The sequence below is a fragment of the Fibrobacter sp. genome, from assembly GCF_017545445.1.
GTDB lineage: Bacteria > Fibrobacterota > Fibrobacteria > Fibrobacterales > Fibrobacteraceae > Fibrobacter.
Genome location: NZ_JAFWOM010000169.1, coordinates 1 through 11,081 on the forward strand (window position 1 = coordinate 1; position 11,081 = coordinate 11,081).

The 11,081-nt window shown below is 42.9% G+C and carries 11 protein-coding genes; 7 read left to right on the forward strand and 4 right to left on the reverse strand.

The window, feature by feature from the left end; all coding sequences use genetic code 11:
- From IKG78_RS19445 to IKG78_RS19460, 4 genes are all read left to right on the forward strand, one after another.
- A partial coding sequence (locus tag IKG78_RS19445) for a PD-(D/E)XK nuclease domain-containing protein (RefSeq protein ID WP_290946994.1) occupies positions 1 to 545 on the forward strand: 545 nt, incomplete at its 5' end.
- Between the two features lie 32 nt (positions 546 to 577).
- Positions 578 to 1,690 (forward strand): RHS repeat-associated core domain-containing protein, encoded by a 1,113-nt coding sequence (locus tag IKG78_RS19450; protein ID WP_290946997.1) that lies wholly within the window; start codon positions 578 to 580, stop codon positions 1,688 to 1,690.
- Between the two features lie 288 nt (positions 1,691 to 1,978).
- Positions 1,979 to 2,485 carry a hypothetical protein gene (locus IKG78_RS19455; RefSeq protein WP_290947000.1) on the forward strand — a complete coding sequence of 169 codons (507 nt, stop codon included), beginning with the start codon at positions 1,979 to 1,981 and terminating at the stop codon, positions 2,483 to 2,485.
- A 95-nt stretch (positions 2,486 to 2,580) separates the two neighbouring features.
- Positions 2,581 to 3,099, forward strand: a complete 519-nt coding sequence (locus tag IKG78_RS19460) for a hypothetical protein (RefSeq protein ID WP_290947003.1) — start codon at positions 2,581 to 2,583, stop codon at positions 3,097 to 3,099.
- A 534-nt stretch (positions 3,100 to 3,633) separates the two neighbouring features.
- On the opposite strand, the gene IKG78_RS19465 is transcribed toward IKG78_RS19460, so the two are convergent.
- Positions 3,634 to 4,785 (reverse strand): hypothetical protein, encoded by a 1,152-nt coding sequence (locus tag IKG78_RS19465; protein WP_290947006.1) that lies wholly within the window; start codon positions 4,783 to 4,785, stop codon positions 3,634 to 3,636.
- A gap of 228 nt (positions 4,786 to 5,013) precedes the next feature.
- Here IKG78_RS19465 and IKG78_RS19470 point away from each other — a divergent pair, with 228 nt between their 5' ends.
- From IKG78_RS19470 to IKG78_RS19480, 3 genes are all read left to right on the forward strand, one after another.
- Complete coding sequence (locus IKG78_RS19470; RefSeq protein WP_290947022.1) at positions 5,014 to 5,811, forward strand: PD-(D/E)XK nuclease family transposase; 798 nt, start codon at positions 5,014 to 5,016, stop codon at positions 5,809 to 5,811.
- A 178-nt stretch (positions 5,812 to 5,989) separates the two neighbouring features.
- Positions 5,990 to 7,492: a RimK family protein gene (locus tag IKG78_RS19475; RefSeq protein WP_290947008.1), complete on the forward strand. Its 1,503-nt coding sequence runs from the start codon at positions 5,990 to 5,992 to the stop codon at positions 7,490 to 7,492.
- 164 nt (positions 7,493 to 7,656) lie between these two features.
- Complete coding sequence (locus IKG78_RS19480) at positions 7,657 to 8,970, forward strand: glutamate-cysteine ligase family protein (RefSeq protein WP_290947011.1); 1,314 nt, start codon at positions 7,657 to 7,659, stop codon at positions 8,968 to 8,970.
- A gap of 271 nt (positions 8,971 to 9,241) precedes the next feature.
- Here IKG78_RS19480 and IKG78_RS19485 read toward each other — a convergent pair whose 3' ends face one another.
- From IKG78_RS19485 to IKG78_RS19495, 3 genes are all read right to left on the reverse strand, one after another.
- Entirely contained in the window at positions 9,242 to 10,342 is a 1,101-nt protein-coding gene (locus IKG78_RS19485; RefSeq protein ID WP_290947014.1) for a radical SAM protein, read from the reverse strand.
- 34 nt (positions 10,343 to 10,376) lie between these two features.
- The gene (locus IKG78_RS19490) at positions 10,377 to 10,769 is read right to left on the reverse strand and encodes a hypothetical protein (protein WP_290947017.1); all 393 of its coding nucleotides are present in this window, start codon (positions 10,767 to 10,769) and stop codon (positions 10,377 to 10,379) included.
- A gap of 11 nt (positions 10,770 to 10,780) precedes the next feature.
- Positions 10,781 to 11,081: hypothetical protein (locus IKG78_RS19495; protein ID WP_290947020.1), on the reverse strand; the 301-nt coding region annotated here is incomplete at its 5' end.

Sequence of the window (11,081 nt, forward strand, 5' to 3'; positions counted from 1 at the left end):
ACTTGGGTTACCTGGCATATGATGAGGATACTGAAGAATGCTACATCCCCAACCGCGAGGTGCGAGAGCAGTGGATACTCTCCGTAGAACTATCCCCCGATTACAAGGGTCTGATGAAGCTGGTGAATGCTAGCAAGGAGCTTGTGGAATCCACCATCGAATGCGATGCGTCCGCAGTTGCCGAAGCCCTGAACAAGTCTCACGAACAGATTTGCAACAACTTAAACTACAACAACGAAGGGACATTCCAGTCGGTAATCTGCCTCGCGTATTTCTATGCAAATCTGAAATACACGATTGTGAAAGAGATGCCCGCTGGAAAAGGCGTGGCTGACGTGGTGATGATTCCTTATGTGCCAAATACGCCAGCGTTGATTATCGAACTCAAACGAAATGCTTGCGAGATGACAGCCCTCACGCAAATTCGTCAAAAGAACTACGGATCCGCCTTTGAAAAATACTCCGGCGACTTGTTGTTTGTTGGCGTGAATTACGACGAAAAGACTAAAGAACACCGCTGCGTCATTGAAAAGTTCGTGAAGTGAAACGAATTGACATAAATGGCGACAAATCTTGAATGCCTATCGAATTTATACAAGAGCCGCAACCTACAGGTAGTTCTGGCGATACTTTGTTCAGACTCTCGATGGCGTACGACGGTTCTGGCAGAAGAATTTCCAAGACTCGCTGGGTCAAGAACACAGGTTCGCAGGACTGGGAAAAGGAACTTGTGACGCATTACACCAGCATCGGCACTGAAATCCGTGAAAGTTTCACGGGAGCGAACGCCGAGACTAGGGTTGTCGTCAACATGCCGAATGACCTCGGACGATACGGAATCGAGGATGCTGTTCAATCCGCAGAAGCCAACGCCTCGCAAAAATTCGAATGGTACTTGAAGAACCACCTTGGAAGCACAATGCTCGTGTACGGAACTGTAGCTTCGACAAATCCGAGTGAAGCCGATGTCGGCGAGAGAATCGCGGCGTACGACTACCGCTCCTTCGGTGAAATGGTCGAATTGACGCCACCGGCAACCGGCAAGGTCACCGAAAATTTCACCGGCAAGGAGAAGGACGATGAGACCGAGCTGAACTACTTCGGCGCTCGTTATCTCGATCCAATGCTTGGAATGTGGATAAGCATTGACCCGAAGAGACAGTTTGCAAACCCATATTTGTATGCAGGAAATGGAATGAATCCGGTGAATGGCGTGGATCCGGATGGAAATGTTGCTATTTTCGGAGCTATAACTGGCGTTGCCGTTGGTTATTCACTAGCTTATGCTGAATCGCAATTTACAGGAAAACCTGTAAATTATACAGTTGCTGATATGATTTCCGATGCAGCTTTTGGAGCGCTTGGGTTGACATTTTTGAAACAAGCCAAAAAAGCTTATGAGGCTAGAACAATTGCAAAATCTATAAAAGAAACAAGGAATTTGAGAAGGCCTAAATGGAGGAACGAATATAATGAAGCTAATGAAGAAATGTATAAAGGGCTTGCAGGTGTGGGGGCTGCTATAGTTGGAAAAGCTATGGTTAAGTTACCCTTAAATGAAGCTGAAAAACTAATTGTTGACGAAGACCCTGCTTATATGGAAAAGTTGCATGATAACCTTTCTGATTGGGCTAATGAGAGAATGAATGCTGAAATGCGAACGGATTTTTCTGATTCTCACGGTGATTAATTTTTTCCTATATAGAATTATAATTAAGGACTATTAAAATGTGGTTTATTATTCTAACGGTAATAGCAGTAGTAATTGTAGTGATGTATTGTTTTACGGATTTTCCAATATCTCCCTTTCATGCGTTTCTTTTTCTACTCGCATATATATATTGTTGTAAAGTGAAAATAGAATCAATCATTATGAAGCGAAAACTAGAGAATGATGAAAAAAAAGATTGAGCTTCGGTAAATATGTTCTTTAGAGGCTTAATATTATTGCATACTAACTAAAAATGAGGTGTAAAAAATGATGCCTGAAAAAGATTCACTTAAAGAATGCGAAAAAGAAATCATTCATTTATCACTTGATGAGTTAAATAAACTTCATCAAAAGATTGCTGATCAAGGCCCTGATGAACGGATTGATATTGTTGAAAGACGAATTGACGAATTAATTGAAGAAAAACTTAAGGATAGCCCAGCCGAAGAATTAAACAAACGATTAGAAAGTGAATTTAAATTAAAAAAACATACCAAGGCTCTAGTTGCTAAAGTTTTCTGTGCGTTACTTTTGACAGTGGCGTTCCTTTCCTATTTTAAAGGAAAGGAACTATACGAATCTTTTCGAGGTTTTTGTATAGGAGGGGCAACTATATTATACGATTTTGTTTGTATTGCGGAAAGTCGTTTTAGCTTTTTTGGCGATCTCTATCACAAAAAAGCTTACCCTGTAAAATATTGGTTAAGTATTTGTTCTTTGTTTATTTTGGGAGCATTTTCTATTATTGTGTTTGGCATATATAGCACTTTGTAATTTTAGAGGACACTCAAAGTTCTGTTATGCAAATATGGGGGTATAGTAATTTTAAGCAATAGACCATCTTACACAAGCGTACAGATATTTACATCATGAAAACTCTTGAAATAGTCCTAAAAATTTTAATAGTGCTCCAATTTTTTGTTGGAACATTTTTGTGGTTTGTTGTTCTGCCCGGAACAGACGAAGGGTATGAACGTTTCCTCAAATACATTCCGCCAGAAGATGAAACAAACAGTGTATGCGAAATTGAAGGTAAAAAAATTCAACGAGACAATAGAAAGCAAAGTCCAGGTATATTGAATGAATATTTTAACGGAGGTATCTGCTTTTATATAGAAAGTTCTTTTTATTATACAGAAAGCGCAAAGTCGAATTTTTTTGGAAAGATTTTTGACTTTCAATCTCCATCTACTTGTAATGATCAAGATTTTTTTTCCAAGATTGTCATTGCAGAAAGTTATGACAAATATATTTTCTATTACACAAAAGAACCGCAAAACGGATTTACAATTTCCCAAAACCCGTTTTCTAAGAAAATTGTATTTAGGCAAGCATCTGAATCGGACTTAAAAAAAATAGAAAATAAACTTTGCGGATTTGGAATATGAAATTAGAAATATTGATGCGTAAGCTCCTTTCTGTTCTATGTATTTTGGCTTTATCTATAGACACGATAAGGGATCTGTATTTTGACATTCGTTATACGGAACCATTTTGGGCAAAGTTTACTTTAACAATATCGGGATGTTTTTATCTTGCCGCAGCTGCATACCTTGTTTTAGAATTATTTAACGTAAAGTTAAGGTATGCTTATTTGTGGGTTTATTTTTTTGCATGCGGTCTTGTATTTAAGACTTTATATTTTTTAATCAATATACTTGCAAATTTTCATTGAATCAAACGCATACGATAACAGATGCCTATTCTATAGGATTCCGATGGAAATCTCACCTATGACACATACTTACAAGGTTAGGTCTGCAAAAATGTACTCGTGCATTTTTATTGCCGAACCGTAGTGTAATTCGCTTTGCGCAATTCCAAACGTCTGAAATTTTCCTATGATTGGAGTGGTATGCCAATCGAATTTACACAATACGCGCAACCTACGGGTGGATATAACAACGAAATTCGAATAAACGCTACCAAATGTGGAAGCCTACACCGAGATAGAATCTATGCTTGGAATGTTTTTCATCGTCGTCGGCTTCACCACCTTTTTCACCATATTTAAAAACATACTTCGCTTTGATGGATAAATAGCACCCTATTGGAGCTTCACGCCCTAATTCAGAAATCCATGGTCTAAATTCAAATTGCGTGCCAGCCATCAAAGCATTATTTCCGCCCACAAACGGAACAACCTTGAAAAACTTATTTTCAAAAGCATCTACACCTAGCAAGACATTCCAGCCATGCGAGAAATAATCATCCCGCCCATAACTAAGCGAAAGAATAATACGATTTATCTGAAGAACAACATTCCATTCATAACTACCATTTGGCGGACTAATAAAATAATCTCCACCGATACCACCTGTATAGAAAAATTCATAATAATAATGCCGCTTTTTCAAATCTCTTTCACGGTCATCTTTTTTTAGCTCCACTTGCTTCATAATCCAAGGATTAAATTCTGATTCAGGATATTTATTTTTAAATGCAATCAGTTTCTCTATCAATGAATCAAAAACATGAGAATCATTAAAATCTTCTTTGGTATAACTCCCACCATAAAAACGTGCTTGTTGAAAAGAATCTCTATTAGGCGGACGACCTGCGTAATAATCACTACGTTTAGAAATATGGTTGAATCTTGTATTTTTCAGGATGATCTTCAATAAATTGGTAAAATCCTTATATTCTTGCGTAGTCGCTCCATCTGATATTCGGTCTAGCTGTTTTTGAAAGTCTGCTTCTGTTATCAAATGTATTATTCTATTAGCATAAGCAATCAATTCATCATCAAAAGCAGAATATGGGGCCCTATTACTACAGTTACTGAATTCATCCACATAACTTTCATTGATGTAACGGAAATGCTCATTTACCAGCGTGACTAAAGCAGAATCATATTTATTCATCATAAGATAAATCTGCAACAGTTCATAATTGTCTAACGCACGTTCATCATAACCAGAATTTTTCAACACATTTACAAATCGAAAAACTTCATTCGAATCCTGAGCCTGCAAGGCAGATAATAAAGAATCTCTAACATTTGCCAAAGTCTGTTTTTCGGGAGAATCGGTAAAGGCGCGTAACGGACGAATGTTACAGGAATCAGCGAACACAAAAATATTCAACAGCAGAACAATTAAAAGACAAATTCGCATGCGCATATAAAATAAGATACAATTTTTCACGTTGAAATAGTGTTTTTTTAGTGTTTTAGCATCCGCAACGCGACCTATTGCACGTTGATTTTAGGTTATTTATTTTTCATTATACGACGAGATGGTTCGACAAGCTCACCAACCGAACTAAGCAACCTTTAATAGGTCCCTGAGCCTGCCGAAGGGCTGAATGCAGTTCTTGGACTCATCGGAAGCGATTGCATCAACAACCTCGCCTACATCAATCCCGCTCTGCCCGACGCATTCGGTAAAAGCATCACCTCGGACATCGTGGCAACCGACCAGCGTCTCGACCGGATTGTGCTCGAAGTGCAGCATGTCGAAGACGATTCGTACAATGCACGCTTGGTTCTTTACGCGGCAAAGCACACCATTGCAAGCCGCATTAAAGGTGAAGATTACGCATTGCAGAACCTGAACCTCATCAGTCTCCAGATGTTCGATGGTTTCCCCAAGTCGCCTAATTACAGGCACAGCATTCGTTTCAAGAATCAGGAAAACGAAGAATTCTACGACAAACAGACTATCACGCTTGTCGAAATTCCCAAATTCTTGAAAGGGAGCTTCGCCAGCGACAACAGCAGAATCGCACAATGGCTCCGCGTAATCGACGGATTGAACAACGAAACGCCTGTTGCTGTTCCTGAAGGCTCGCCATTCGCTCTATTGCAAGAAAAAGCCCAATTGAGTATATTTACAGAGGAATTTCTTGTAAGCGAGGCTATGAAAATGAGCGACCACAAGTATGAACTCTACGTTGAAAAGAAACACGCCCGTAAGGAAGGCCTCGAAGAAGGGCGTGCCGAAGGACGCGCTGAAGGTCTCACTGAAGGTGCTGATGCCAAAGCTCGCGAAATGGCAGCAGCAATGCTCGCGGATGGCGATTCCGTGGAAAAGGTCGTGCGAATTTCCAAGCTCCCTGAATCCGATGTTCTCTCCATCAAAGCCATTTTACGAAAGTAACTAAAATTTTACATTCTTTAAACGGTCTGGACAATTCCAGTCCGTTTTCTTTTTCCTTTTTCTCGCACAATTTTACAATTCTTGAAATATTGAGCTATCTTTATAGCGTCAAAAAGCAAAGAGGTTTTTGGCACGCACGACGCAACTTCGCCACGAAGACGCCACACGTGCAAGCATTATGAAAAAAATAATTGTCGTGAACACGCCAAAGCATTGGAAGTTTCACATTCCCGAAGCCGAAATTGTCTCGGCAAAAGACTACCTTACTAACCCAGAATTTACAACGCAAAAAAACGTTCGCGTTTTCAACTTGTGCAAGGACTACAGCTACCAGAGCAAGGGCTATTATGTAAGCCTGCTTGCCGAAGCTCGCGGTCACAAGGTCATCCCGAACGTAAAAAACATCCGCGACTTCAAGGCCCCAGCTGTCGTGAAAATCATCAGCGACGATATCGACGAGCTGATCCAGAAGAGCCTTCACAAGCTGACCGGCACGGAATTCGTGCTTTCGATTTACTTTGGACAAAACGTCAGTGCGCAATACTTGGAACTTTCGCAAGCACTTTACCGCGTTTTCCAGGCACCACTCCTGCGTGCAAAATTTGTCTTCAAGCAAAAATGGTTCATCCAATCCATCCGCCCGATTAGCGTTGACGAAATTCCCGAAACGCACAAGGATATGGTCGATCAGTTCGCTATTGAATACTTCCAGAAAGACCGCTACGTCTCTCCCAAGACGGAAGACTACGTGTATGATCTCGGTATTTTAACGAACCCCGAAGAAGTGGAACCGCCGAGCAACAAAGAAGCGATTCAGCTATTCATCGAAGCCGCGCAAGACACGGGTTTCCGCGTGGAAATGATTACCAAGACGGACTACCACCGCGTCGGTGAATTCGATGCCATCTTCATTCGCGAAACGACAAACGTCAACCACCACACATACGCATTTGCACGCCGTGCCCAGAGCGAAGGCATCGCCGTCATTGACGATCCTGACAGCATTTTACGTTGCTCTAACAAAGTTTATTTGCAAGAACTGATGACAGTCGGCAAGATACCGGCACCAAAAACGATTATCGCACACAGCGAAAACCGCCACACGCTCGCGAAGGAAATCGGATTCCCGATGGTCATCAAGACACCGGATTCCAGCTTCAGCATGGGCGTCAAAAAGGCGAACAACAAAGAAGAACTCGAAAAAATTCTCGACACGATGTTCGAGCATAGCGACTTGCTCATCGCACAGGAATTTACGCCCACGGAATTTGACTGGAGAATCGGCATTCTCGACGGAAAGCCGCTCTTTGCCTGCAAATACTACATGGCAAAGGACCACTGGCAGATTTACAACTGGGATAGCAAGGACAAGAACGCTGTTTGTGGCAAGTGGGATTGCCTCCCGATTGAAAGCGTTCCGCACGGCATTGTGAAAACAGCGCTCCGCGTCGCAAGCCTTATCGGTAACGGGCTTTACGGTGTCGATCTCAAGGAAATCAACGGCCACCCGGTCGTGATTGAGGTGAATGACAACCCAAGTATCGACCACGGTATCGAAGACCAAGTTGGCAAAAAGAAGATTTATCTTGCCATCATGAGGAGCTTGCGCCACCGCATCGAAGACCGCCAAAACGCCGCACAACAGAAAGTGATGCAGCATGAAAGGGATATGTTTTTATAAGAAGTAGGAAGTAGACGGTAGGAAGTAGGCAGGAATGCAATAGGAACGTTTTTTCTTACTTGTCATCCCCGCGAAGGCGGGGATCGCCTTTTCTTAGACACAAAGGTGGTGCCCGCTCGGAGGCGGGCATGACATAACAATAAAATCAAATAAATTTACTTACTATGACTAACTACAAACTTTGGGAACGCTTCGGCGTGGAAATGGAATTCATGATTGTCGATCGCGACACGCTCAACGTGCTGCCTCGCGCCGATGTCCCGCTCGGAAAAGACAAAGACGGCAATCAGCTTTCGGACATAGAATACGATGATATCGGACTTTCGAACGAACTCGTAAGCCATGTGCTGGAATTCAAGTGCGCACACCCCAAATCGACATTTGACGGACTCGGCAAGCGATTCTTCCACGAGATTCGCCGTGCAAACAAGAAGCTCGAAAAGATCAACGCGATGCTTTTGCCAAGCGCCTGCCATCCGTTCATGGATCCGGCAGAAATGCAGCTCTGGCCGTACGATTGCCTCGACATTTACCAGACATACGACCGCATTTTCAACTGCAAAGGCCACGGCTGGGCCAACCTGCAAAGCACGCACCTGAACCTTTCTTTTGACGGGGACGAAGAATTTGGAGAACTCCATGCAGCTATTCGCTTGCTGTTGCCGCTGATTCCGGCCATCGCCGCCAGCAGCCCGTATCTCGACGGCAAATACACCGGCTATCGTGACGCCCGCATCGAGGTCTATCGCCACAACCAGGACAAAGTCCCTGAAATCACAGGACAAGTCATTCCGGAACAGGCTTACAGCTACGATGAATACAACAAGATGATTTTTGACAAAGTCAAGAAGGCAATCGCCCCATACGATACCGAACACTTGCTCAATCATTTCTTCTTGAACAGCCGTGGAGCCATCGCACGCTTTGACCGCGGGGCCATCGAAATCCGCCTCGTCGATATTCAGGAATGTCCGAATGCCGACATCGCCATCGCAGAACTCGAAATCGCGACACTCAAGGCTATTGTGAACGGCAAGTTCGCGGCATCTCGCGAAAACGCATCCAACGCAGCCTCTGCAAATTCAGTGCCGCACACACTCAAGGAATACCGCGATTTCTTGCGTAACTTCGATACGACACGACTTGCAGAACTCCTCGCCAAGACTACGAAGGATGCAGAAAACGCGACCATCGATTGGCAAGAATATCTTAGTGTATTTGGCATGAATTTCGCGACTACCAGCGCAATCCCAAATACCGCAATCACTGCCGGCGACATCTGGAAACACATCTACAGCGTCGTGAAAAACGACCTCACCGAAGTCTCGCAAAGCTTCATGGAAAAAATGCTCGAACGCGGAACACTCGCGAGCGCCCTCTACAGAGCTCTCGGCGACGCACCCGCCCACGAAGCATTCGTCACCGAATACAAAAAACTAGCCGATTGCCTTGCGCACAACCGGCTTTACGGAATATAAAATCGTTGCACGCTGTCCCTGAGACGAAACCCAACCCTTCAAATTTTGTGAACACAATCACAGTGTGACTCATTTCACACCAAATATCCACAAAATCTAGATATATTGTATTCACAAACAAAGGAGGGATATATGGGTACAAATAATCGAAGCAACGAAGGTGACGATTATATTCCACCGTATAAGCCGTGAAAAAATTTACGACAATGCGAAAACGAGTTCCGCGTGGACTCGTTTTTTTACAACCTAACTAAGGTTGGTGATAAGGTCCCTAAGCTGGTTTGCTGAGTCTGCCGAAGCACTGCCGAACGGCAGAATCGCAAATAGCGGCCAGCATTCTTTCGTGAGTACAAACCTCAGCGGAAACGCCGTGAATCGATCCTGTAGCATAAAATGATGTACACGCACATTCGTGAGCGTGGCAGCGGAATCGAATTGCGCAGCCCTCGCACTCTTCTTTATCGCGGTTAAAGAAATCACGAACATCGCGAGCGACCGGCCCATCAAAAATTTTTGCAGGAGCATCAAAAACATTCCCTAAAACGTAAGGAGCATCCGGTTTACTCGATATAAAGCGAGTACAGGGGAAAAGGTTCCCGTTTGCAGCACAGGCGACAATGCCTTGGGTCACATGGCAACTCGTTGTACGATGACGCGCCCCGACAAGCCTAAACTTTAGCTTGTCTTGAATCGTTCCCAAATAAAACGGAACTTTATTGCGTTTGAGTTCCATCCAAAACTTTGCGAGTTCCGTATATTCACGTGCAAGAACATCAAATTCATTCCCCGTCCACTTGCCGTCAAAATCTACAGCCGTCGTAATAGATTTAAAGCCTTGAGCTTGGATCCACCGGACAGATTCCGAAAGCGAATGCATATTTTCTCGCGTCACTACAGAAAACACAACCGTATCGAGTTCTCGCAATGCAGGAATATGCGGTTCAATAAGTTTGAACGAACCTCCCCCATTCTTCATTTTACGGCAAATATCATGATGCGTCTCGGGACCGTCAAGCGAAACATAAACCCGAAAATTTTCACGCTTCAAATATTCAATAATGGAATCGTTAAGCAAAGTCGCATTTGTATTTACCGCAAAACGCAAACGAAATTTATCACGTCCTTGCGCCAAAGCTTTTGCAAATTCCACTCCTTTATGGATCAAGCCCATACAAAGCAGCGGTTCACCGCCAAAAAAAGTGATGTTCAGATAATTCTGCCCCAGCGAAAGCGTACGTTCAAAAGCAAGAAGAATTGCCGCTTCCATAATATCATTCTGCATCGTAAGCGAGCGAGACTCATGGCTTACTTTATAATAACAATAACTGCAACGTAAATTGCACCGTTCGGTAAGGGATAAGACAAGATTCATTATTATTCAAGATTTATCTTTTTGATATCTATATTTAATTTTCTCCATTATACATCTCAATGACCCCTCCATCAGGATAGTCTTTATGAGTCTCAAGATACTCCTTCAATTTCTCCATCATTTCTTCCTCGGACATGTTACTAAAAGGATCCTCAAAATCAAGAATTTCTTCTGGAGTCATCTCTTTATTTTTTTCAGATTCGTTACTCGATGAACTAGAAATCGATTCAAACATTGAAGAACTCGGCAACTCCGAAGAAGACGATGGCTGAACCGACTCTGTCAAATCATTGTTCGTTTTCGCAACATTACTCGCACACCCCTCTAACGAAACTAGAGCGGACATACCCAAAGTCACTGCAAGCCCTTTCACGACCGCAGCAGACCATTCGCAATTCTTTTCGACTTTACACTTTTTGATATCCATATTTGACGACCTCAATCATTCTCCATCAGACCTCCAACAGGGTCATCTCTATGTGACTCGATATACTTCTTTAATTCCTCCATTATTTCTTCCTCGGACAACTCATTGAAAGGATCACTATCCAATTTTTTAAGAATTTTTTCAATCATCTGAGTTTCGTTATCAGAATCGTTACTCGATGAACTAGAAATCGAATCGGACATCGAAGAACTCGACAACTCCGATGAAGACGATGGTTGAACTGACTCGGTCAAATCATTGTTCGTTTTCGCAACATTACCCGCACACCCTTCTAGCGAAACTAGTGCGGAC